The following is a 21813-nucleotide window of genomic DNA, read 5'->3' on the forward strand; positions in this document are numbered from 1 at the left end:
TGCTCAGGTCGGCCAGCTGATCTCGAATCGCGCGCCGCAGAGTTCGACCGGATCGACGACCGCGATCCGGCCGTTGTGCGCGTGCAGCACCTGGCGCGTGATCGCGAGGCCGAGCCCGTAGCCGCCGGTGCGGCGGTCGAGGCGCACGAACGCGTCGAAGATCCGTTCGCGTTCGCTCTCCGGCACGCCGGGGCCGTCGTCCTCGACGAAGATCGCGATGTTGCCGTGCTCGATCGCGATCCCGACGACGATCCGCGAAGCCGCGTATTTGCTCGCATTGCGCAGCAGGTTGCGCAACGCATACGACATCAGCCGCCGGTCCATCTTCACGCGCAGGTCCGACGCGACCGCGATGCGCGATTCGATCGCGCGCTCCGGACACAGCAGCTGCGCGTCCCTGACCTGGTGCTCGAACCAGGCGACGGGCGCGGTCATTTCGAGGTTCGACTGCAGCGAGCTGTATTCGAGGCGCGCATACGTGAGGCTCATGTCGATCAGTTCCTCGAGCTCGGTCACGTCCTGCGCGATGCTCTCCAGCGCGCCATGGTATTCGTCGGCGGAGCCCGGTTCGCGCAGCATCTCCAGTGCGAAGCGCACGCGCGCGAGCGGCGTGCGCAGCTCGTGCGAGATCCCGTTCGTCAGGTCGCGCTGCGCGGCGATGAGCCGCTCCATGCGCATCGCGAGCGCATTCAGCGTGCGTGCGAGCGGGCCGATGATCACGCTGTGCGACTCGCGCGCGCGGGTGTTGAAGCGCCCGCCGGTGAAGTCGATCGCGCGCTCGCGCACCATCACGAGATCCGACCAGACCGGCCGCATCCACCGATACGCGGCGAGCGCGGGCGCGGCGAACACGAACGCGAGCACGATCCAGATATCGCCCGGCAGCGCGTCGAACGCGTGCCATACGACTTCCGGCGACAACACGACGCACAATGCGAGCGCCGGCACGAGCGCCGTCAGCAGCACGAGGCCGAGCAGGTGCAGGTAGGTGCGCACATACAGGCGCGACCAGCTCGGAATGCGATCGGCGCGCGTATCGGTCCATGCGCGGCGGAAATGCAGCCAGCGCCATTTGACGTAGCGCAGCGACGAAAGCGGCGCTGCATCGGGGTGCGAAGGGGTGCGTCGGATCATCGCGGTTTCCGGCTATCGTGCGATGCGGGGAGGCGGCGGCTGGCGGCGTCGCGCCGTAGCATCATTCCCACGCATGCTTGCTGAACTGGTAACCCTTGCTGCGGATCGTCTTGATCCGCTGCGGGTTGCCGGCATCGTCGTGCAGCTTGCGGCGCAGCTTCGAGATGCGCCCGTCGATCGTGCGGTCGAGGCCGTCGAATTCGACGCCGCGCAGCTGCAGCATCAGGTCGTCGCGGCTGACGACCTCCCCTGCATGGCACACCAGCACCCACAGCAGGTCGAACTCCGCCGACGTGAGGTCCGGCGAGTCGCCGCCGGGCAGCACGACCGAGCGGTCGGTACGATCGATCGAGAACTGGCCGAACGTGTAGCGCTCCGGTTGCGGCGCGGCACCCTCGGCCGCGCGCGCCGGGGCGCGACGCAGTTGCGCCTTGATCCGCGCGAGCAGGATGCGCGGCTCGACCGGCTTGTGCACGTAGTCGTCGGCGCCGAATTCGAGGCCGAGCAGTTCGTCGAACGGCTCGTCGCGCGCCGTCACCATGATGATCACGCCGTCGTACTGCTTGCGCGCCTCGCGGCAGATCTCGAAGCCGTCCTTGCCCGGCAGGTTCACGTCCAGGATGACGAGATCCGGGCGCGTGGACAGGATCGCCGGCACCGCGGCGTCACCATGCAGCACAGTGTCGACTTCATAGTCGTTCTTGCGCAGGTAGCCGGCGATCAGCGTGGACAGGCGGGTGTCGTCTTCGACGAGCAGGATGCGAAAAGACATGGGCAACGGTCGGATCGTACGGGGAGACCGTGGCGGCGGCGGCTTGCGCCGGCTTGCCGGCCATCGGCCGAAACGTACCGCATGATACTGCGCCCGCCGACTGCCTGTTTGGCGATCTCGAAAATAAGGGTGCGATTGCCGCCGGGGTTGACGAACCGGCGCCGAAACGGTTCCATACGGGCTCCCCGAAAACCGGGCCGCGCGCCCGCCCTGCCTCATACGCGATGAACTACCAGCCGATCCTCGAACGCATCCATACCGAACTTGCCCCCTGGATCGGCCAGGGGCGCGTGGCCGACTACATCCCCGAGCTCGCGAAAGTGCCCGCCGACAAGTTCGGGATGGCCGTCGTCACGCTCGACGGAAACGTTTACACGGTCGGGGATGCGCAGGAGCGCTTCTCGATCCAGAGCATCTCGAAGCTGTTCGCGTGCACGCTGGCCTTCCAGATGCTGGGCGACGCGCTGTGGGAACGGGTCGGCCGCGAGCCGTCCGGCACCGCGTTCAACTCGCTGGTTCAGCTCGAAAGCGAGCGCGGCAAGCCGCGCAATCCGTTCATCAACGCCGGTGCGCTGGTCGTCACCGACGTGCTGTGCCGCCGGTTCGTCAAGGCCGAGACGGCGCTCGTCGAATTCGTGCGGCGGCTGATCGGCGCGAACGATCTCGACTACGATTCGCGCGTCGCGCAGTCGGAGCTGCAGCACGCGGAACGCAACCGCGCGATGGCGCATTTCATGGCGAGCTTCGGCAACATGCAGATGCCGCCCGACACGGTGGTCGACGCGTATTGCCGGCAGTGCGCGATCGAGATGAATTGTGTCGAGCTCGCGCAGGCCGCGCTGTTTCTCGCGAACGGTGGCGTCGCGCCGGTTACCGGCGAGCGGATCGTCGATGCGAGCTCGGCGAAGCGGTTGTCGGCGCTGATGCTGACCTGCGGGACCTATGACGCGGCGGGCGACTTCGTGTATCGCGTGGGGCTGCCGGCCAAGAGCGGTGTCGGCGGCGGGATCGTCGCGGTCTTGCCGGGCGAAATGGCCGTGTGCGTGTGGGCACCGGGGCTCGATGCGAACGGGAACTCGTTGGCCGGCACGTTGGCGCTGGAGTGGTTGACGACGTATACGGAGCGGTCGATTTTCTGAGGCGGCGAGGTCGAGCCTGCCTCGGCTGACGCCACGGCGGCGGCAATCGCCCCCAGCGGACCGCGATGGCGCCCCACCGTGGTGCTCGCCAGCACCGGAACCATCGAAAGGAAGGCGCCAGGGCGATGGTGCTCGAGTCGGACTGGCTGCGGATCCTGGCGCGCCAATCCGCAGGACCTTGCCTTTAACCGCGCGTGTCGACCCAGTTGCGTGCCCAGCGTGCCGAGTGTTGCAGCGCCTGTTTTTCACTCGGGAAGTAATCGAGTGAATAGAACTGGTAGCGGCCTTCGACGCATGACCTATCGATGCGTTCGAGCAGCAGGTTGGATGAAAAACTCCCGTCGGGCAAGCGATGCGCCGAGGGTTGGACGGCATAGCCGTTGTAGTGTTGAATTCGTTGGTTCTGCATTTTAATTTTAATGATGTTCGGATGCGCGCGTGCCGTGCAACATGTGCACCGATTCAAAGCCATTGCGAGCTGAATCTAAAGCAGTCGGAAGCGCAAAAAGGCGTTGCTGCCGGAGGGGAAATTGAAGTGCAACGAGGCATGTGGCGCGCGAAAGGCTGCTGAATGAACCGATGCAGCCAGAAGCGATCGCGCCAACTTTAGGAGACAACGCTCCGTGAGGGTGTCGCTGCGACCCGGCGCCGTAGCTGGCGGCCGGGTCCTTCAAACTTACAGCGGCTTGATGTTGGCCGCTTGCAGACCCTTCGGGCCTTGCTTCGTTTCGAAGCTCACTTTTTGATTTTCAGCGAGCGTCTTGAAGCCGTCGGTCCGGATTTCGGAGAAATGAGCGAACAGGTCGTCGCCGCCGTTGTCCGGAGTGATGAAGCCAAAGCCCTTGCTGTCGTTGAACCACTTAACGATACCGGTATCCATGATGAATCCTTGAGGAAAAAAATACGAAAATTTGCTCTGTTGAAGAGCGCTTGAAGCGTCAAGGAGGGAGAGGACAACGAATACCGCTGGGGGGAGCGAGAAATTGATGAACAGCAATCGGACTTCTTGGACTTCGGCGTACACACTAACCGCCAGAAAGCGCGGAGTCAATGGTTATCTTGTAACTGTGTTCGCAGGCGACCCCTTGCGACCGCGCGTGGTCGGCCCCGGACTGGCATCGCCGACTTATAGTGCCGGAGTTCCAGCACGCTCGCGCTCGAATGGTTGACGACGTTTTTCTGAAAACACCGAAGTGACTCATGGGAGAGCATCAGTCATGCAACCGGAACACGCTTCAGATCTCGCCACGGCTCACCACGCCGGCGCGCACGGCCGCACGCCCGCGCCGCTTCCACCGATCGTGCCGGCCCAGACCGCGCTGATCGTGATGCACTACCAGACCGACATCCTCGGCCTCTTCCCGTCGGTCGCCCCTATCCTGCTCGCCAACACGCGCAAGCTGTGCGACGCGGCACGGGCCGGCGGCGTCCACGTCTGCTTCGCGAATCTCCACTTCAGCCCCGGCTATCCCGAAGTCAGTCCGCGCAACAAGAACGGGCAAGGGATCGAGCAGCTCGGCCTGTTCGTCGACGACGGCCCGTGCCCGGAACTCGGGCGACTCGACAGCGAACCGTTGACCGTCGCGCATCGCGCGAGCGTGTTCTATCGCACCGACCTGCAGCCGCGACTCATCGCGCAGGGTATCGATACGCTGATTCTGGTCGGGATCGCGTCGACCGGCGTCGTGCTGTCGTCGGTTGCGCACGCAAGCGACGCGGATTTCCGGCTGTATACGGTGAAGGACTGCTGCTACGATCCCGATCAGGTCGTGCACGAACACCTGTTCGCGACGGCGTTCGAGACGCGCACGACGGTACTGTCGCTCGCGGATGCACTGCGGCTGCTCGCGTAGCCGCACAACGCCCCGCGTTACTTCGCGATGAACACACCCGACGTCGGGCACGTCCCCTGCGTATTCCCGTCCGTCACGAGCGACGCCGCGCCCGGAAACTGCGCGGTCGCATTCGTCTTCACCGCGATCCATGCTTCCGTGAAATAGCTGACGCCGTTGGTCTTCGTGCACTTCATCGACACCGCGCTGCGCGTATTGCTGCCGAACGCGCCTTCGAACGCGGACAGCAACTGATTGCGCGTCACCGTCTTGCCCGCGTTCGCCTGCAGGAACGCGTTGAACGACGTGTTGCCGAGCCGGCTGATCATGCCGGCCGCCTGGCTCCAGTACACGTCCGGCGACGCCGAATTCGAGCAGGTGCCGTGCTTGAACCATTCGTGCTTGTCGAGACACGACGCCACGCCCGGCATGTACGTCGACAGCGTGTTGCGAGTCGCGGTGCTGACCGGATACGCATCCATGCCGCACCACTGGTGCGCGTTGTCGAGATCGATATCGCTCTGCGGCACGCCGCAGTAGAACGGCTGATTGCCGTCGTACCTGTTCGGCCACAGACCATGCAGCGACAGGCTCGTCGCCGCATACGAGCCGGCCAGGTTCGTGCACTCCGGCGTGTCGTGCGACGCGCAGAAGCCGGGCTCCCACGAAGCGGCGAGCAACAGGTAGTCGTAGCGGGTCTGCGCGGCGGCGTGCAGCGAGACGGATGCGACGGCGAGTGCGGCCGCGGCGCGGGCGAGCGTCTTGAGCATGGCGTTTCCTCGGAAAAGGCTTGCGGTCGCGGAATGCGCCGCAAGATTGTCGAATGTCTGCCCGCGATTGTTGCCGACGCAACGTGGCATGAACATGAAGGGAAACGAAATGTTTTCGTCAGCTCGACGCTCACCGTCGCGAGACACCGACACCGCATCCCGCTCACCGCGTCACCGAACGCAGCACGCCGTTCGCGCGTGCCGCCACGCTCACAACCCGCTGCCGAGCTGCGTACACGCCTGCGCGATCGAATCCGGCCCTTCGAGCGCGAGAATCTGCCACACGCCGATGCTCACGCGCTGGCGCGCGGCCGTCGACGCATCCACCAGCAGCGCCTCGACGCGCGGCGCCGCATCGGGCGCCTGCTGCTTCAGCGCCGCGTGATGCCGCGTGCGCGACGCCGGCTCGGATTCGTACACGTCGCACAGCCGCACCATGCCGGCCAGCCCCGCCAGATCGTCGTCCTTGTCGATCGCGCCGGCTTCGACCGGCGCGAGCCCCTTGCGCTCCGCTGCCGGCAGCTTGCCGCGCGCGGCTTCGTCGATCGTGACGGCGGATGACGGCGGCAAGCCGCCGATTGCCGCGACGATCCGGCTGCCCGCGGCGATCATGTCGCCCTGACATTCGATCCGCTCGTCGGCCGCGACGTTCGAGCAGAACGACACCGATGTGCGGTACACGTCATCGCTCATGCGCGGCACTTCGCCGTCGCTCGCCTGTGCGAGACCGGCGCCCGCCAGCGCCAGGGAAACGGAAAAGAGGAGGCGGAATGCGCTCGTGGGTTTCATTGTTGGACGTCAGGCAGGTTCTGATGGCGGGCCACGACGCCGGATCGCCCGGCGGCGGCCCCTGTCGCGCCGGGCCCTCGTCCGGCGCCACGTGATTATTTCACCGACGCGGCTTCCGATCCACCCGGCGACAGCGCCGCGCCGTCCTGCTCGCGCCACGCGCGGCGCGACGCCAGGATCGCCCGCACGGCCGAGCGCGCGACCTTCCACCATGCGAACGGGCGCGGATCGGCGAGCATGCTGAGCGCGCGCGCATAGTCGAGCGTGAGCCCCGGCGTCCAGGCCATCGTCACCGCGCGCTTGCGGATCTGCGCGGCGACCCACAGCTCGGGCGTGAGCAGCAGCCGGACGAACGCGCCCCACCCGGCCCGCGCGCCCTTGAGCCGCCACACCGCGCCGTCGAGCGCCGCTTCGAGCGCGTTCGACACGGTGCTCGAGCAGTTGCGGTGCGTGAGGTTGTACGTCACCGTCTGCCGGTACGACGACCAGAAGGCGTCCAGCTTCGCCGGATCGTAGTTGCGGATCCGCACGCGCACGGTCGACGGACACCATGCGTTCGACTCGGTCGCATAGTCGGGCTGGAACAGGCCCGGCACGTCGTTCTCGCGCGTCGCGCGCAGGATCCGCGTGAATTCGTCCGGAGACCGATCGATCTCGACGGCCGGATACAGGCTGATGTAGATGCCCTCGGGCGACTCCAGCGCCGCATGGCCGGTCGAGATCACGCCATTGACGTCCACCGCCGCGATGTAACGGTCGATCACCGGATAGCGCTGCGCTTCGGCCTTCGACGTGCCGGTCGGCGTCCATACGTGCACGGTGAGCGCGCGCTCGTGGTCGGCCGGCGGGCCGTCCCATTCGGATTGCGTGAAGCGCGGGATGTCGGGCGCGGCGTCGATGTCGGGCACGATCGCCGGCGCGGGCGACGTGACGAAGGCCGGATTGCGCGTCAGCCGCCGCACGCGCGCGGCGAGGCTCAGCAGGTGCATCCCGCCGAACATCAGCAGCAGGCCGAGGCAGTACGGCACGGTGCCCGCATAGTGGGTCGGGTACGGCTGGTAGAAGAAGATCGCGAGCAGGATTTCGACGACACCCCACGCGAACGCGACGTTCCAGCGCCGGTAACGCACCATCCACGCGGACGTGCACTGCAGCAACCCGTCGACGAGGAACAGCGTGCCGAAGATCATCGACAGCAGGAAGTGGCCGTGGTGATGGCCGGCGAACACGAGCGCGGCGGCCACCACGACCACGATGCCCTTCACGTAGCGCAGGATGCGCTGCCCGCCGACGCCGCTGCCGGCCACCGCGAGCGTCGCGAGCCCCTCGATCAGGAACAGCCACGCGAACAATTCGATCGGAAAATGCAGCGCGCCGTCGAGCGCGTCGACGAAGATGCCGACGCCCGCGACGACCCACAGCCAGCCCAGCACGGTCAGCCCGCGCCAGCGCGTTCGCAGATATTCGATGCCCAGCAGCAGCAAGACCAGTCGTACCATCGCGCCCTCGTTCTATTTTTTCGGGATACGCGCTGGCCACGCGTGTCCTGTCGTGCCGACCGCGCATCGTGCGATGCGGAAGTCGGAAGGCGGCAAATGCTGGCCGGCTCGTCAGGTCTCGACATGACCGATGACGGCCGGCACGCGCCGCGCCTGCCAAATAATAAGATATGAAGAGACGGGTTGAAAGCCTCTCGAAAACATGGGTGGCGGGGTGCGGGCGGCCGCCGGTGCGCGGGCTTGGCGCCGGATACGCAACACAGGCCGGTCGCTGGCGCGGCAGCAGTCCCGTTCGACAACGTGCGCCTTATACGCGAGAATCGCCGCTCCGAGGGCGAAAGCCATTTCAAACCGCAAAGACGGGACAACAAGCAACGCGCATATCGATCACGCGCCGGCAGATGCTGGCCGCCGGCATGGCTGCAGCCAGCCCCCTGTCGGGCTGCTTCACGCCGAAGCTGTACAAGGGCGGCGCGTACCGTGAACAGGTGTCCAGGTTCATGATCACCTAAGACGGCAAGAAGCTCGTCGTCCTCGGCACGGATTACCACTACACCTTCGATTTGCCGACTTCGCTGCGGCCGGTGCAAACAGCACTGCTCAACGGTAGCAATCCTCGGACGATGTACGCAACTGCCCCCGTCTATTCGGTACAGCTCTAGCCGCAACGCGGTGCGCGCGAACTCCTGCGCATGGAAACCATGCGCGATCGATACAACCTCGGGTCGAGTTAAGCACCGGCACGAATACGCAGCGCGTCGTGAAAATCCCCGTCAACACGCGTGTTCGAGCGCGAGTATCGCCCGTTCGACGCATTCGCTGTCACCAATCAACTCTCCTGTTGCCTTCGCCATAGCTGACTCGACCTTCAGGCGCCGTCGTCAATGGCGAGGTGCATTCGCGGCCGAACTCGCTCAAGAGCTTCGACCTTGCCACTTCTAATCAAGTAGCCGCCCCGAACTCGCACTCGCTCCCGTCGCCCAGAGAGCACAAGCAAATACATTCACCCCAACCAAATTTAACAATGTTTACAATATAACACTTAGCAACAATCTAATTTTCTCAAAAAAAATAATCCTTGAAAGTTGGCTCAACAAAAAACTAATCTATCAACACAGGAATCCTAAATTGAATACAAAACCCGATAAATTCACCAACCTTGTTTCAAAGAACCCGCACTTTCCCTCAACCAGAAACAAAGGAGGTTTCGATGTATTTCAAGAAAAGTTTCTTCACAAGAAAAGCAGTCCGCTCCGCCGCAGTTGCCTTCGGCGTAGTCATTTCCATGCTGCAACCTGGCATCGCCGCCGCAGAAGGGCTTGCCAACAAAATTCTCGAGGGTCCGAACAGTTCAAATCAACGCGCATTTACAAGCTGCTCCGTCTTTTACACAATGTGTATCCAACGGTACGGCACCAGGCCCGGTGGAACTGCCGGCATGACGCGATGCGGAGATTGCCTGAACAACTGCAATCGTTCGAACGGGTGGTGGCCGATGATAAGCGGATGCGCCGTATAAGAACAATGATGTGATTCGTCGCGCGCACCGACGCTGGTCTGCGTACAATCATCAATCGCACCAATACCATCGTTCGCTCGCGACGGATCTACAATCTAACAGTTCAACTTGAGGAATTTCCATGACCCCAAATAAAGATCATCGCAATATAGTCCACGCAACATTCTCAGCCACTTCCCTCAATACCATTTCTTCCGAAATTTCGAACAAAAACTTGACGGGATCATGCATCCTCATTGGTGGGAATTGGCATTTCGGTCCACTCAAGAAGCGCAACATCGGTACGATTTCGGCATGGTTTTTAGAGAATCTCGGATACATTCCAGAAAATTTATCGACCGATACCCAGACAATCGACAAAGACGTCAAAATTTTCGCGTGGGTGGATTTTTTATCATCGGAAGAGTATGTAAATTTTATACATTGGGCCACCTCTCCAGGAATGCAAGAATTCTCCCTGATCTCGCTTCCCGAAAACACAATTAACCCCGCCGCCGATCCTCACAATTTCACAAACCTTCTCAATGACGCCATAGAAAAGGACATGAGCGACATTAAAATTTACACCCAAGAATGGGATGCCTTGGTTGACGAAAATTCGGACTTTAGACTGATCGACAGCACCGGAAAAATCCGGTCTCTTTCATCATCGCACTTCGATAAATACATTATCGACTCCGTAACAAGGGAATGGGAATCCTCGCCGATGGTTGTACTGCGCATAATGGAAAAACTTGACTCAGAGAAGCAAACGTTCCCGGGCGACATATTTCTTTATCATCGGTTAGAAAAATTCTTCCTGAGTGGTGCTATAGAAAAACAAGCTGATATCAGCATCTCACAGACCCTGATACGGACAACCAACCCGTAACGCCTCAGCATTCTTCCAGATCAAAAAATTCACGTGCCATGTCAAATATTTTTAACCTATATGTCACACCAATCCTGACGATCACCCTTGCCACAGTGCACCTCAATGCTGCCGCCGCTCAGGAGGATGTGCTTTTGAGGCGAACCTTACAAGTCAAAATTCCAGAGTTAAAAATTGAGACAATCTCTCAATCTAGAATTGAAGGCTTGTACGAAATAGTCGCAGACTCACGAATTTTTTACAGCAACCCATCAGGATCCCACATCATTATCGGGAACATGTTCGACACCGCCAGCCAGGAAAATATAACCGAAACTCGATTCAACAAGATCAACAGCATAGACATCAATGATCTTCCATTTCAGCATGCGATAAAAATAAAAAATGGTGCCGGCGCACGAGTGCTCGCAACATTTTTCGATCCGAACTGTTCATTTTGCAAGAAGATGAGTCCAGAATTAAACAAAATCCCAAACTCAACCATATATATTTTCCTATACCCCGTCCTTTCCGCTGACTCGGTCAGCAAGTCTGGAATGATTCTTTGCGCCGACAACCGATCCTTGGCGTGGAAGCAATGGGTTCAGCGGGGAAAAATCACTCCTCCTCATAGAGCATGCTCACCGGCCATTACCAATGAGCTCCTTTCGCTGGGAAAAAAGCTCAATGTCAAGGGAACACCAACCACATTCCTGCCTTCCGGCGAAAGAGTCGCGGGATTTATTTCTGGAAAAGATCTGGCCGACAAGATTGATCGAAAATAGCCAGGACGATCGTTCAACCTCACCCGCCACTGCGGGGACAGAAGCGCTTCTTTGTCGTTCCTGCTCTCTGCAGGGAGGAAATCACACAGCCGTTGTCGTCGCGCTCATGCATAGACCTGCCCATTTCACACATTGCAACAATGGCGACGCTCGGGATCCGTTATGCCGATGACACCGGCACAACTCAGCACAATTCCGACACAAATTCACCAAATTACCTCGATTACCATAACCCGCCGACTCAGGTCGCCATCGGCCTGCGAAATCCACCAGTCTCCGGCATCGATCGAACTGCGCGGCATACCACGCTAGCCGGATCATCCCGATTGACCATTCACACAGCCAACGCCCGTCTCATCATCGCCGCATTCTCATGAATCAAAAGATCCGCCGCGGAGTCATCGTGCTGGCTATCAGTGCCGTCGCTATCGTCACTGCCGTAGCGCTAACGATATTCGCGCCAAACAAGCATCCGCAATACCTGACCGCTTCCGTCACACGCAGCGATCTCGAGAGCACTGTGCTCGCGACCGGCGCGCTGCAGGCGTTCAGGCAGGTCGACGTCGGTGCGCAGGTTTCCGGACAGTTGAAGACGCTGAATGCAAAGCTCGGCGACAAGGTCACGAAGGGCCAGTGGCTCGCCGAAATCGATCCGGTGATTTCCGAAAATGCGCTGCGCCAGGCGCTCGCGAGCGAGGAAAGCCTGCGCGCGCAGCAGCTATCGACCGCGGCGCAGCTCACACAGGCCGAACTCGCGTTCCGTCGCCAGCAGGCGATGCTGCCCGACGATGCGACCTCGCGAGAATCCTTCGAAGCGGCACGCGCAGCGCTCGACGTGCAGCGTGCCGCCCTCGCATCGCTTGCTGCGCAGATCCGCTCGGCGCGTATCCAGATCGAGACCGCGCAGGCCAATGTCGGTTATACGCGCATCGTTGCGCCAATCGACGGCGAGGTTGTCGCAATCGTCACCCAGGAAGGCCAGACCGTGATCGCGCAACAACAGGCACCTGTGATCCTGAAGCTCGCCGAGCTCGACACGATGACCGTCAAAGCGCAAGTATCGGAAGCCGACGTGATCCGCGTGCGAGCCGGGCAGACCGCGTATTTCACGATCCTCGGCGAACCGGATAAGCGTCACTACGGCCAGTTGCGCGCGGTCGAACCAGCGCCGCAGAACTATGCCGACGCGCAAAGTACGCTAGGTGGCGCAAAACCGAACAGCGCCGTGTTCTACAACGCACTGTTCGAAGTACCGAATCCCGGGCATCGGCTGCGCATCTCGATGACTGCACAAATCGGCATCGTGCTCGACAACGCGCGCAATGCCCTCTGCATTCCCACCGCCGCGCTCGGCGACAGACGCCAGGACGGTACATATGCGGTGCGCGTGCTGCGCGCCGACGGCAGCATCGAAACGCGCGCGGTGCGCATCGGCATCAACAACAACGTGCGCGTCGAGGTGCTCGCGGGCCTGAAGGACGGCGAGCGCGTCGTGATCGGCGAAGCCGCCGCGGACGAGCACGCGCCGCTCGCGGACGTGGTGTGACGATGAGCACGCCCCTGCTGAAACTCGCCGCCGTCACGCGCCGCTTCCCAGCCGGCGACAAGGACGTCGTCGCGCTGAACAACGTGAACCTATCGATCGACGCGGGTGAGATCGTCGCGATCGTTGGCGCGTCGGGGTCCGGCAAATCGACGCTGATGAACATCCTCGGCTGTCTCGATCATCCAAGCGAAGGCACCTACACGATCGGCGGCCGAGACACGCACATGCTCGACAGCGACGAGCTCGCGCAACTGCGCCGCGAGCATTTCGGTTTCGTGTTCCAGCGCTATCACCTGCTGCCGCACGTCGACGCCGTCGCGAACCTCGAGGTGCCGGCGATCTATGCGGGTACCGCGCGCACCGAACGGCACGTCCGGGCGCGCGCGCTGCTCGCGCGTCTCGGGCTGGCCGATCGCACGCATCATCTGCCAGTCCAACTGTCGGGCGGCCAGCAGCAGCGCGTGAGCATTGCACGCGCGCTGATGAACGGCGGTCGGGTAATCCTCGCCGACGAACCGACGGGTGCGCTCGACACGAAGAGCGGCCAGGACGTGCTGCACATCCTGCACGAGCTGAACGCGCTCGGCCATACGATCGTCATCGTCACGCACGACAAGGCCGTCGCACGCCATGCGCGGCGCATCATCGAAATCAGCGACGGCGAGGTCGTCGCCGACCGGTCGAATCGCCATTACGCGAAAGCGCTCACCGAAGCAGGTGTCGGCACGGCATCGGCACCGCAGGATGCCGCATCCGGCACGTCGTCGACGCTCGACCGCGCCCGCGACGACACAACGCCGCCTGCCGCGATCGGCACCCGCGCGCGGCGCTTCACCGCCGGCACCGGCCGCTTCGCCGAAGCCTGCCGGATGGCCTGGATCGCGCTCGTGTCGCACCGGTTGCGCACGCTGCTGACGATGCTCGGCATCATCATCGGCATCACGTCGGTCGTATCGATCGTCGCGATCGGCGAAGGCGCGAAGCGCTACATGCTCGACGAAATCGGCAGTATCGGCACGAACACGATCAACCTCTATCCGGGCACCGACTGGGGCGACAGCCGCGCCGACTCGATCCAGACGCTTGAGCCCGCCGATGTCGCCGCGCTCGCCGAGCAACCGTACGTCGACAGCGCGACGCCCGAAACATCGCGCGCGCTGCTGCTGCGCTATCGCAACATCGACGTGAACGCGCTCGTGAGCGGGGTCGGCGACCGCTTCTTCCAGGCGCGCGGGATGCATCTCGCGCTCGGCATCGCGTTCGACGACGATGCGGTACGCCGCCAGGCTCAGGTCGCCGTGATCGACCAGAACACGCGCCGTAAGCTGTTCGGCACGACCGGCAATCCAATCGGTAAAGTGATCCTGGTCGACAACGTGCCGTGCGTCGTGATCGGCGTCGCGGCCGACAAGAAAAGCGCGTTCGGCAGCGTGAAAAGCCTGAACGTGTGGGTGCCTTACACGACCGCGAGCAGCCGGCTGTTCGGCCAGCGCCATCTGGACAGCATCACCGTGCGCGTACGCGACGGGCAGCCGAGCGCCGTCGCCGAGAAAAGCCTCGAGAAACTGATGATCCAACGCCACGGCCGTAAGGACTTCTTCACGTACAACATGGACAGCGTTGTCAAGACCGTCGAGAAAACCGGCCAGTCGCTGACGCTGCTGCTGTCGCTGATCGCGGTGATCTCGCTCGTCGTCGGCGGGATCGGCGTGATGAACATCATGCTGGTGTCGGTCACCGAGCGCACGCGCGAAATCGGCATCCGGATAGCCGTCGGCGCGCGGCAATCCGACATCCTGCAGCAGTTCCTCGTCGAGGCCGTGCTCGTCTGCCTGCTCGGCGGCATGATCGGAATCGCGCTGTCGTTCGGGCTCGGCACCGTGTTCTCGATGTTCGTCGAGCAATGGAGGATGGTGTTCTCCGCCGGCGCGATCGTCACCGCGTTCGTCTGCTCGACACTCACCGGCGTGATCTTCGGCTTCATGCCGGCGCGCAACGCGTCGCGGCTCGATCCGATCGACGCGCTCGCGCGTGACTGACGGAGCCTCGCCATGACGCAATCCTCCTCGCTTCACCGCCTCGGCGCCTTCGCATGCGTGACCGCGCTGCTGGCCGGTTGCACAGGCGCGCGCCACGCACCGCTGCCCGTGGTCGCGCTGCCCGCCAACTGGGCGGCGCCAGTATCCACTGACGCACCTGCCGCGATTCCGGCTGCGACCCGAGACTGGTGGCGCAGCTTCGGCGATCCGCAGCTCGACGCGCTGATCGACGATGCGCTGCGCGCGAACAACGATCTCGCGATCGCGACGATCCGCGTGTATCGCGCGCAACTGCAGGCCGGGCTCGTCGACACGAACCTCACGCCCACCGTGTCGCTCGGTGCGAACGGCGCCGTGTCGCGCACGCTCGATACGCATAGGATAAGCAAGTCGAGCGGCATCACTGGTTCGCTCAGCTATGAAATCGACCTTTGGGGCCGGCTGGCCGCCCTGCGCGACGCCTCACGCTGGGAAGCCGATGCGACCGCCGCCGACCTCGAAACCGCGCGGCTATCGCTGATCGGAACGACCGCGTCGCTGTACTGGCGCATCGGCTATCTGAATCGGCAGATTACGCTAGGCAACGCAAATATCGCGTATGCGGTGCGCACGCTCGCGATCGTCCGGTCGCAGCACACGGCCGGTGCCGTGTCGGGGCTCGACCTTGCGCAGGCCGAACAGAACCTGGCCGTGCAACGCGCCGCGCAGACGCAGTTAATCCAGCAGCGCACCGAAAACCGTCACGCGCTCGCGATCCTGTTCGACCGGCCACCGCAACAACTGGCCGCCGAGCCGCCGACCCTGCCCGACGCAGCACTGCCTGAGGTCGCAGCCGGCCTGCCGGCCAGCCTGCTCGGCCGCCGCCCGGACCTGCGCGCGGCGGAGTTCCGGCTGCGCGAATCGCTCGCGCAGGTCGACGCGACCCGCACGAGCTTCTACCCGACCTTCACGTTGACCGGCGACGCGGGCACGTCGAGCACGAGCCTCGAGCGCGTGCTCGCGAATCCGGTCGGCACGCTCGGGCTCGGCCTCGCGCTGCCGTTCATCCAGTGGAACACGATGCAGCTGCAGATCAGGGTATCGAAGACGCAGTATGAGGAAGCCGTCGTCGGGTTCCGGCAGCGGCTCTACACGGCGCTCGCGGAAGTCGAGAACGCGCTGTCGGCGCGCGTGCAGCTCGAACGCGAGACCGAACAGCGCGCGCTGTCGCTAGCGCAGGCGCAGCGGGCGGAACGGCTGGCCGCCGCGCAATTCGCTGCCGGCGCGACCGCCGTGCAGCCGTGGCTCGATCAGCAGCAGCGGCTGCGCGACGCGCAAAGTGCCAACGAACTGACGCGGCTGAACCGTCTCAACAACCAGATGACGCTTTACCGCACACTCGGCGGCGGCACCTCCTGATCGCACGCGGGCGCGGGCGCCCCGCCGCACACCTCACTCACACACCGTCACCCCGCGCCGCGCCGGCGCGAATGCCACCGCGCTCGCCGTCGCGAGCACGGCCACGCCGGCCGCGCCATACACCATCACCCAGCCGAACCCGTGCACGAGCGCCGCATGCAGCGCCGCACCAGTCGGGTCGGCCTGCGCGAGCGCCGGCGCGCTCGCCTGCAGTCCGTCGGTCCGACCCGACGCGATCTGCTGCGCCAGCGTGCGCAGCGTCCCCGAATCGATCGCGGCGGCGACGCCCGCCTTCAGGCTCGCGACGATCCCCGCGACCAGCACGAAGCCCATCGCCGCGATGTTCAGCGCGAGCGAGATCATCCGCGCGCTCATGTCGATGCCCGACGCCATCCCGGCCCGCGAACTCGGCACCGCGCCCGTCGTCGTGTTCGTGACCGGCGTGTTGGTCAGCCCGAGCCCGATGCCGGCGATCACGCAGCCGGGCAGCATCGTGAGCCCGCTCGCGTGCTCGATGCCGCCGCCGATCCGCATCAGCGCGAAGCCGGCCGCGATCGTGAACAGGCCGCCCGGAATCACGACGCCGGGCCCGTAGCGCAGCGCGAGCCGCTCGCCGAACGGCGGCGCAACGAGCGTCGGCAGCGTGTACGCGAGCAACGCGAGGCCGGCCGTCACGCTGTCGTAGCCAAGCGCGCCCTGAAACCAGATCGGCAGATAGATCATGAACGGCCAGAAGCTGAAGTTCATCCCCATCGAGCCGAATATCGCGCCGGTGAATGCACGAATCCGGAACACGGAGAAGTCGAACATCGGCCGCGCGCTCGCGCGTTCCGCGACGAAGAAACCGGCGAGCGCGAGCACGGTCGCGGCGAGCACGCCCAGGCCGGCCGCGCTCGTGAGCCCCAGTTCCGCGCTCTGCGTGATGTAGAACGCGACACCGAGCACCGCAAGCGACAGCGTGACGATGCCCGCGACGTCGAGCGTACCCGCATGCGGATCGCGCGACTCCTGCACCGCGCCGCCGATCAGCACGAGCGCGACGGCCGCGAGCGGCGCGTGAACGAGAAACACCCACGGCCAGCTTGCCAGCGCGACGATCGCGCCACCGACGATCGGCCCGAAACCGAGGCCGATCCCGAACACGATCCCCCAGATCCCGAACGCGCGGCCACGCTCGTGTCCTTCGCGGAACTGGTGCGACAGCACCGCGATCTGGCAGATCAGCATCGCGCCGCCGCTCGCGCCCTGCAGCAACCGGCCGGCGATCAGCACCGGCACGTTCGGCGCGAGCCCGCAGAGCAACGACGTCGCGCCGAACAGCACGGTGCCGATCACGTACACGCGCTTGCGGCCGAAGCGGTCGGCGAGCGTGCCGGCCGCCATCAGCACCGTCGTGCACGCGATCGTGTACGCGTTCATGATCCACTGCATGCCGTTGAAATCGCCATGCAGCACGTGTTCGAGCGTCGGCAGGATCACGGGCACGCTCGAGATCTCGAGGCCGAACATCAGCGACGTGAGACAGACGGCCGCGAGCGCGACCGCATTCCTGCGGGAGTCGGATAGCGTCATGCGTGTCGCGCGCCGGCCCGCAACGGGCCGCACGCCTCCAGGTGACAAGGATTCGCCGCGTGCGGCCGGCAGGCCGGCCACGCACGCTGGACGGGAATCGGTACTATAGTGAGAATTCTCCTCCCCATTGACGCGTCCGTTTCTCCGGACTGGGGAACCACAGGACACAATCAGCGCAGAACGCGATGACCGACAGACTCGACGGCGTGACGACCTTCGTTCAGGTAGTGGAATCCGGCAGCTTCGCGCTCGCGGCGGAACGGCTCGACATGACGCGCTCGGCCGTCGGCAAGGCGATCGCGCGGCTCGAGAAGCGGCTCGGCGCGCGGCTGCTGCAGCGCACGACGCGCAGCCAGAGCCTGACCGACGACGGCCAGGCGTACTACGACCGCTGCGTGCGCGCGCTGTCCGAGCTGGAAGCGGCGGAAGCCGATCTCGATTGCGGCCGCAACGAGGCGCGCGGCAAGCTGCGGCTGAGCGTGCCGCTCGCGTTCGGGCATCACTGCGTGACGCCGATCGTGCTCGATCTCGCGCGCACCTACCCGCATCTGCGGATCGACGTGTCGATCACCGACCGCTTCGTCGATCTCGTCGAGGAAGGCATCGATCTCGCGGTACGGATCGGCGCGCTCGCGGACAGCACGAGCCTCGCCGTGCGCCGGCTCGGCACGCAATATGGCAGCCTCGGCGCGGCGCCGTCGTATCTGGCGCGCTACGGGACGCCGCAATCGCTCGACGATCTGCGGAACCACCGGACGATCGCGTATTCACGCTCGGGCGTCGCGCAACCATGGGACCTGCGCGCACCGGACGGCTCGACGGTGCGCATCGACATGCCGCACCCGCTCAGTTTCGACGACGTGCAAGCGATCGCGGCCGCCGGTGCATCGGGGTTCGGGATCGCCTGGCTGCCGAGCTGGCTGCTCGATCACTATGTGAAGCGCGGGGAGATGGTGGTGGTGCTCGATCGCTGCTTCGTCTGCGAAGGCGACATCCACGCGATCTGGCCGAAAACGCGCTACCTGCCGCGCAAGACGCGCTGCGTGATCGACGCGCTCGTGCAGGCGGTGCCGCCGATGATCGAGCGCTGAGCGCGGCTGAGCAAAAAGACAATGCGTTGAAACCGACGCGCCGCACGGGCGCGCCGGGTCGTCACATCACGTCACATCACGTCACATCACGACACCCTCACGCCGCGCCGAGATCGACGAGCGGATGCGCGAACAGCTTCCACGGCGACGTCAGGAAATGCCGCACGCGTTCGGCACGCAGCTCGACGAGCGACGCCGGCGCCCAGCGCGGCTTGCGGTCCTTGTCGACGAGATGCGCGCGCACGCCTTCGCAGAAATCGCCTTCCTCGATCGCGCGCGCGACGATGCCGAGCTCCATCCGGAACGACTCGGCGAGCGTCATCTGGCGGCCGCGCAGCAGCGCGTCGCGCGTCACGCACAGCATCGTCGGCGAATGGCCGGTCAGTGCATCGAGCGTCGCCTGCAGCCATTGGCGATGCTCGCGCGACAGCTCGTCGCGCGCGAGATCCTGCTTCAGCGTCGCGACGATCCGCTCGACGGTCGAGCGCTTGTCGAAGTGGCGGACGATCCAGGTCATCTGGCTGTCGAGCGCCGCGTGCGGCACGACGTTGCACGGCGGCTCGAACACCTTGCGCAGCGCCGGCAACACGTCGTCGTCCCACTTGACGCGCTCGATGCGCGTCTCGAACGTATCGAGCCACGACGACGGCACGCACAGGTCCGCGAGCTTCGCGCTCAGCGCATCGGCGCCCGACAGCATCGCGCCCGTCAGCCCCACGTACAGCTCGAGCTCGACCGGCATGCGCGACAGGAAATGCGTCGCGCCGACGTCGGGCACGAGGCCGATGCGGGTCTCCGGCATCGCGATCTTGCTGCGCTCGGTCGCGACGCGCAGCGCCGCGCCTTGCGCGAGCCCCATGCCGCCGCCCATCGTGACGCCGTCCATCAGCGCGACGACCGGCTTCGGGAACGTGTGGATCGCGTAGTCGAGCCGGTATTCGTCGACGAAGAACGGCAGCCAGGTCTCGCGCTGCGCGACCATCCTGTACAGCGCGCGCACGTCGCCGCCCGCGCAGAAGCCCTTCTCGCCCGCGCCGCGCAGCACGACCGCGACGATCTGGTCGTCGGTGCGGCAGCGCTCGAGGAGCGCGGCCAGCTCGCCGATCATCGGATACGACAGCGCATTGAGCGCGGCCGGCCGGTTCAGCGTGATCAGCGCGACACGGTTCACCACGCGGAACAGCACCTCCGGCGCCGGTTGCGCGAAGCTGTCATGAGTCGTGACCGGCGTGCTCATCGTTGCGGCTCCCCTTCGGTGCGCCATTGCGGCGCGCGCTTGCCGAGAAACGCGGCCACGCCTTCGCGCGGATCGTTCGTGTCGAACAGGTCGACGAAGCGTTCGCGCTCGACCGCGAGCGCCGCGCCGCGCGGCACGCCGCGGCGTGCCAGGCCGATCAGTTCCTTGCTGTAGGCGACCGCATGCGGGCTCTGCCGCGCGACATTGCGTGCGAGCGCTAGCGCCGCATCGCGAGCCGCGCCGCTTTCGACCACCTCCTCGACGAGGCCGATCCGCAATGCGGTGGCCGCGTCGACGCGCATGCCGGTCAGGATGATCTTCTTCGCCCAGCCTTCGCCGACGAGCCAGGGCAGCGTCTGCGTGCCCAGGCCGCACGGCAGCAGGCCGACGGACGGTTCGGGCAGCGCCATCTGCGCATGCGTCTCGGCGATCCGCAGGTCGCACGCGAGCGCGCATTCGAGGCCGCCGCCCATCGCATAGCCGTTGATGGCCGCGATCGTCACGACGCGCGCGTCATGCAGCGCCTCGAATGCCGCGCCGAAACGCGCGGCCATCGCGCGCGCCACGGCGCGATCGCCGTCGGCGAACGTGTTCAGGTCGGCGCCCGCGCTGAAGAACTTCGGGCCATCGCCGGTGATCACCAGCGCGCGCACGCGCGGGTTCGCATTCAGTTCGGCGACGGTGGCCTGCAGCTGTTGCAGCCCGTCGGCGGTAAAGGCGTTCGCGGGCGGACGCTTGAGCGTCGCGCACGCGATCGCGCCGTCGTCGACGTAGTCCAGTTCGATCATGAGGCGTCCTTCTTCGTGGCCGGTTGGTACAGGCGGATCACCGCCGAGAAATCGAGTTGCCCGTCGCCGCGGCTGCTCATCGTCTGGTACAGCTGCTGCGCGAGCGCGCCGAGATAGACGGGCTGGCGTGCCTGCTTCGCGGCATCGTTCGCGAGGCCGAGATCCTTCAGCATCAGGTCGGTGCCGAAGCCGCCGCTGTAACCGCGCGACGCCGGCGCGGTGGCGATCACGCCCGGATACGGGTTGTAGGTGTCCGAGCTCCAGCAACGGCCCGTCGACGTGTTGACGATGCCGGCCAGCACCTTCGGGTCGATGCCGAGCGCGACGCCGAGCGACATCGCCTCCGACACGGCCGCCATCGAGATGCCGAGCACGAGGTTGTTGCAGACCTTCGCGACCTGCCCCATCCCCGTCGCGCCGCAGTGGACGATGTTCTTGCCCATGCCGGCGAGCACGGGCTTCACGCGCTCGAAATCGGCATCGCTGCCGCCGACCATGAAGGTCAGCGTGCCGGCCGCGGCACCGCCCGTGCCGCCCGACACCGGTGCATCGACGAACGCGCCGCCGTGCTCGCGCACGAGCGCGCCGAACGCCTGCGCGCTCGCCGGATCGATCGTGCTCGAATCGATCACGGTCGCGCCGGCGCCGAGGCCGGCCAGCACGCCGTTCTCGCCGGCGAGCACCGAGCGCACGTGCGGTGCGGCCGGCAGCATCGTGATCACGAACGTCGCGCCCGCCGCCGCGTCGCGCGGCGACGCGGCCACCTGCGCGCCGGCGTCCTGCAGCGCGCGCAATGCATCGGCGCTCAGGTCGAACGCATGCACGTCATGGCCGGCCTTCAGCAGGTTCAGCGCCATCGGCGCCCCCATGTGGCCCAGTCCGATAAAACCGATCTTCATGGTCGTGTCCTCCGCGGCTCAGTGCAGCCGGATCGTCGTGTTCACCGGGGCGGCCGTCGTGTCGTCGTCGAACCAGCGCGCGGTGACCGTCTTGGTCTGCGTGTAGAACTGCACGACCTGCTTGCCGTACGGGCCGAGATCGCCGAGCTTCGAG

At 64.7% G+C, this 21813-nt stretch carries 20 protein-coding genes; 9 read left to right on the top strand and 11 right to left on the bottom strand.

The window, feature by feature from the left end:
* Nucleotides 1-3: 3 nt before the first annotated feature.
* Nucleotides 4-1134, bottom strand: a complete 1131-nt coding sequence (locus ACTJKF_RS24445; RefSeq protein ID WP_440626842.1) for an ATP-binding protein — start codon at nt 1132-1134, stop codon at nt 4-6.
* Between the two features lie 61 nt (nt 1135-1195).
* Nucleotides 1196-1906: a response regulator gene (locus ACTJKF_RS24450; protein WP_440626843.1), complete on the bottom strand. Its 711-nt coding sequence runs from the start codon at nt 1904-1906 to the stop codon at nt 1196-1198.
* A gap of 224 nt (nt 1907-2130) precedes the next feature.
* On the opposite strand from ACTJKF_RS24450, the gene ACTJKF_RS24455 reads away from it, so the two are divergent.
* Nucleotides 2131-3045, top strand: coding sequence for a glutaminase (locus tag ACTJKF_RS24455; protein WP_440626845.1), 915 nt, complete (start codon nt 2131-2133; stop codon nt 3043-3045).
* A 184-nt stretch (nt 3046-3229) separates the two neighbouring features.
* Here the strand turns inward: ACTJKF_RS24455 and ACTJKF_RS24460 are convergent, their stop codons facing one another.
* Together ACTJKF_RS24460 and ACTJKF_RS24465 are read right to left on the bottom strand one after the other, a co-directional pair.
* Complete coding sequence (locus ACTJKF_RS24460; protein WP_440626847.1) at nt 3230-3454, bottom strand: hypothetical protein; 225 nt, start codon at nt 3452-3454, stop codon at nt 3230-3232.
* A gap of 267 nt (nt 3455-3721) precedes the next feature.
* Entirely contained in the window at nt 3722-3925 is a 204-nt protein-coding gene (locus ACTJKF_RS24465) for a cold-shock protein (RefSeq protein ID WP_440626849.1), read from the bottom strand.
* Between the two features lie 337 nt (nt 3926-4262).
* Here ACTJKF_RS24465 and ACTJKF_RS24470 point away from each other — a divergent pair, with 337 nt between their 5' ends.
* Complete coding sequence (locus ACTJKF_RS24470) at nt 4263-4898, top strand: isochorismatase family cysteine hydrolase (RefSeq protein WP_440626851.1); 636 nt, start codon at nt 4263-4265, stop codon at nt 4896-4898.
* Nucleotides 4899-4915: 17 nt separating this feature from the next.
* Here the strand turns inward: ACTJKF_RS24470 and ACTJKF_RS24475 are convergent, their stop codons facing one another.
* The 3 genes from ACTJKF_RS24475 to ACTJKF_RS24485 form a co-directional block, all read right to left on the bottom strand.
* Nucleotides 4916-5647, bottom strand: a complete 732-nt coding sequence (locus tag ACTJKF_RS24475; protein WP_440626853.1) for a ribonuclease T2 — start codon at nt 5645-5647, stop codon at nt 4916-4918.
* 210 nt (nt 5648-5857) lie between these two features.
* A complete protein-coding gene (locus ACTJKF_RS24480) occupies nt 5858-6436 on the bottom strand; it encodes a hypothetical protein (protein ID WP_440626855.1) in 579 nt (192 codons plus the stop codon).
* A gap of 95 nt (nt 6437-6531) precedes the next feature.
* A complete protein-coding gene (locus tag ACTJKF_RS24485) occupies nt 6532-7935 on the bottom strand; it encodes an HdeD family acid-resistance protein (protein WP_440626857.1) in 1404 nt (467 codons plus the stop codon).
* Between the two features lie 1210 nt (nt 7936-9145).
* Here ACTJKF_RS24485 and ACTJKF_RS24490 point away from each other — a divergent pair.
* The 6 genes from ACTJKF_RS24490 (at nt 9146) to ACTJKF_RS24515 (ending at nt 16072) form a co-directional block, all read left to right on the top strand.
* Nucleotides 9146-9454, top strand: coding sequence for a hypothetical protein (locus tag ACTJKF_RS24490; protein WP_440626859.1), 309 nt, complete (start codon nt 9146-9148; stop codon nt 9452-9454).
* Nucleotides 9455-9575: 121 nt separating this feature from the next.
* Entirely contained in the window at nt 9576-10325 is a 750-nt protein-coding gene (locus tag ACTJKF_RS24495; RefSeq protein WP_440626860.1) for a DUF3658 domain-containing protein, read from the top strand.
* A 38-nt stretch (nt 10326-10363) separates the two neighbouring features.
* A complete protein-coding gene (locus ACTJKF_RS24500; protein WP_440626862.1) occupies nt 10364-11089 on the top strand; it encodes a DsbC family protein in 726 nt (241 codons plus the stop codon).
* Nucleotides 11090-11462: 373 nt separating this feature from the next.
* A complete protein-coding gene (gene macA / locus ACTJKF_RS24505) occupies nt 11463-12635 on the top strand; it encodes a macrolide transporter subunit MacA (protein WP_440626864.1) in 1173 nt (390 codons plus the stop codon).
* Between the two features lie 2 nt (nt 12636-12637).
* On the top strand, nt 12638-14674 hold the full coding sequence (locus ACTJKF_RS24510; RefSeq protein WP_440626865.1) for a MacB family efflux pump subunit: 2037 nt from the start codon (nt 12638-12640) through the stop codon (nt 14672-14674).
* Nucleotides 14675-14686: 12 nt separating this feature from the next.
* The gene (locus ACTJKF_RS24515; RefSeq protein WP_440626866.1) at nt 14687-16072 is read left to right on the top strand and encodes an efflux transporter outer membrane subunit; all 1386 of its coding nucleotides are present in this window, start codon (nt 14687-14689) and stop codon (nt 16070-16072) included.
* A gap of 33 nt (nt 16073-16105) precedes the next feature.
* Here the strand turns inward: ACTJKF_RS24515 and ACTJKF_RS24520 are convergent, their stop codons facing one another.
* Nucleotides 16106-17644, bottom strand: coding sequence for an MFS transporter (locus tag ACTJKF_RS24520; RefSeq protein ID WP_440626868.1), 1539 nt, complete (start codon nt 17642-17644; stop codon nt 16106-16108).
* A 185-nt stretch (nt 17645-17829) separates the two neighbouring features.
* Between ACTJKF_RS24520 and ACTJKF_RS24525 the strand changes: the two genes are divergently transcribed.
* Nucleotides 17830-18735, top strand: coding sequence for a LysR family transcriptional regulator (locus tag ACTJKF_RS24525; protein WP_440626869.1), 906 nt, complete (start codon nt 17830-17832; stop codon nt 18733-18735).
* A 97-nt stretch (nt 18736-18832) separates the two neighbouring features.
* Here ACTJKF_RS24525 and ACTJKF_RS24530 read toward each other — a convergent pair whose 3' ends face one another.
* From ACTJKF_RS24530 to mmsB, 3 genes are read right to left on the bottom strand one after another with little or no spacing between them, the layout of a single operon-like run.
* Nucleotides 18833-19972 carry an enoyl-CoA hydratase/isomerase family protein gene (locus ACTJKF_RS24530; protein ID WP_440626871.1) on the bottom strand — a complete coding sequence of 380 codons (1140 nt, stop codon included), beginning with the start codon at nt 19970-19972 and terminating at the stop codon, nt 18833-18835.
* A complete protein-coding gene (locus ACTJKF_RS24535; RefSeq protein WP_440626873.1) occupies nt 19969-20760 on the bottom strand; it encodes an enoyl-CoA hydratase in 792 nt (263 codons plus the stop codon). The genes ACTJKF_RS24530 and ACTJKF_RS24535 overlap by 4 nt, the downstream gene beginning before the upstream one ends.
* Entirely contained in the window at nt 20757-21659 is a 903-nt protein-coding gene (gene mmsB, locus ACTJKF_RS24540) for a 3-hydroxyisobutyrate dehydrogenase (protein ID WP_440626875.1), read from the bottom strand. The genes ACTJKF_RS24535 and mmsB overlap by 4 nt, the downstream gene beginning before the upstream one ends.
* Nucleotides 21660-21813: the final 154 nt, after the last annotated feature.

This window comes from Burkholderia sp. 22313, from assembly GCF_052045245.1.
In the GTDB taxonomy this organism is placed as follows: Bacteria; Pseudomonadota; Gammaproteobacteria; order Burkholderiales; family Burkholderiaceae; genus Burkholderia.

What these genes read in the sequence shown, in the direction of transcription:
- ACTJKF_RS24445 (WP_440626842.1), bottom strand. Translation starts at nt 1,134, where the DNA reads ATGATCCGACGCACCCCTTCGCACCCCGATGCAGCGCCGCTTTCGTCG.
- ACTJKF_RS24450 (WP_440626843.1), bottom strand. Translation starts at nt 1,906, where the DNA reads ATGTCTTTTCGCATCCTGCTCGTCGAAGACGACACCCGCCTGTCCACG.
- ACTJKF_RS24455 (WP_440626845.1), top strand. Translation starts at nt 2,131, where the DNA reads ATGAACTACCAGCCGATCCTCGAACGCATCCATACCGAACTTGCCCCC.
- ACTJKF_RS24460 (WP_440626847.1), bottom strand. Translation starts at nt 3,454, where the DNA reads ATGCAGAACCAACGAATTCAACACTACAACGGCTATGCCGTCCAACCC.
- ACTJKF_RS24465 (WP_440626849.1), bottom strand. Translation starts at nt 3,925, where the DNA reads ATGGATACCGGTATCGTTAAGTGGTTCAACGACAGCAAGGGCTTTGGC.
- ACTJKF_RS24470 (WP_440626851.1), top strand. Translation starts at nt 4,263, where the DNA reads ATGCAACCGGAACACGCTTCAGATCTCGCCACGGCTCACCACGCCGGC.
- ACTJKF_RS24475 (WP_440626853.1), bottom strand. Translation starts at nt 5,647, where the DNA reads ATGCTCAAGACGCTCGCCCGCGCCGCGGCCGCACTCGCCGTCGCATCC.
- ACTJKF_RS24480 (WP_440626855.1), bottom strand. Translation starts at nt 6,436, where the DNA reads ATGAAACCCACGAGCGCATTCCGCCTCCTCTTTTCCGTTTCCCTGGCG.
- ACTJKF_RS24485 (WP_440626857.1), bottom strand. Translation starts at nt 7,935, where the DNA reads ATGGTACGACTGGTCTTGCTGCTGCTGGGCATCGAATATCTGCGAACG.
- ACTJKF_RS24490 (WP_440626859.1), top strand. Translation starts at nt 9,146, where the DNA reads ATGTATTTCAAGAAAAGTTTCTTCACAAGAAAAGCAGTCCGCTCCGCC.
- ACTJKF_RS24495 (WP_440626860.1), top strand. Translation starts at nt 9,576, where the DNA reads ATGACCCCAAATAAAGATCATCGCAATATAGTCCACGCAACATTCTCA.
- ACTJKF_RS24500 (WP_440626862.1), top strand. Translation starts at nt 10,364, where the DNA reads ATGTCAAATATTTTTAACCTATATGTCACACCAATCCTGACGATCACC.
- macA (WP_440626864.1), top strand. Translation starts at nt 11,463, where the DNA reads ATGAATCAAAAGATCCGCCGCGGAGTCATCGTGCTGGCTATCAGTGCC.
- ACTJKF_RS24510 (WP_440626865.1), top strand. Translation starts at nt 12,638, where the DNA reads ATGAGCACGCCCCTGCTGAAACTCGCCGCCGTCACGCGCCGCTTCCCA.
- ACTJKF_RS24515 (WP_440626866.1), top strand. Translation starts at nt 14,687, where the DNA reads ATGACGCAATCCTCCTCGCTTCACCGCCTCGGCGCCTTCGCATGCGTG.
- ACTJKF_RS24520 (WP_440626868.1), bottom strand. Translation starts at nt 17,644, where the DNA reads ATGACGCTATCCGACTCCCGCAGGAATGCGGTCGCGCTCGCGGCCGTC.
- ACTJKF_RS24525 (WP_440626869.1), top strand. Translation starts at nt 17,830, where the DNA reads ATGACCGACAGACTCGACGGCGTGACGACCTTCGTTCAGGTAGTGGAA.
- ACTJKF_RS24530 (WP_440626871.1), bottom strand. Translation starts at nt 19,972, where the DNA reads ATGAGCACGCCGGTCACGACTCATGACAGCTTCGCGCAACCGGCGCCG.
- ACTJKF_RS24535 (WP_440626873.1), bottom strand. Translation starts at nt 20,760, where the DNA reads ATGATCGAACTGGACTACGTCGACGACGGCGCGATCGCGTGCGCGACG.
- mmsB (WP_440626875.1), bottom strand. Translation starts at nt 21,659, where the DNA reads ATGAAGATCGGTTTTATCGGACTGGGCCACATGGGGGCGCCGATGGCG.